Genomic DNA, 309 nt, shown 5'->3' with positions numbered 1-309 from the left:
AAATTTACAACATTAACAAGTACTGCAGTTCCTTTGCCTATTGAGAATGTAGATACCGATCAAATTATACCAGCACGCTTTTTAAAAGCAACTAAACGCGAAGGATTTGGAGACAACTTATTTCGCGATTGGAGATTTAATGGTGACGACACACCTAAACAAGATTTTGTTTTAAACAACCCTATTTACAAAGGAAAAATATTAGTAGGAGGAAAGAATTTTGGTTCTGGATCGTCTAGAGAGCATGCTGCTTGGGCAGTTTACGATTACGGTTTCCGTTGTGTGGTTTCTAGCTTTTTTGCAGATATT

General features: G+C 36.6%; 1 protein-coding gene. It reads left to right on the top strand.

All coding sequences use genetic code 11. The annotated features are described in order from the left end of the window. On the top strand, positions 1 to 309 hold a 309-nt coding region (leuD, locus tag LG649_RS16010), incomplete at both ends, for a 3-isopropylmalate dehydratase small subunit (RefSeq protein ID WP_226544819.1).

This window comes from Neotamlana laminarinivorans (assembly GCF_020523925.1).
GTDB lineage: Bacteria > Bacteroidota > Bacteroidia > Flavobacteriales > Flavobacteriaceae > Neotamlana > Neotamlana laminarinivorans.
Note: the sequence above shows the minus strand (reverse complement) of the source record. Positions and strands in the feature narration are given on the sequence as shown.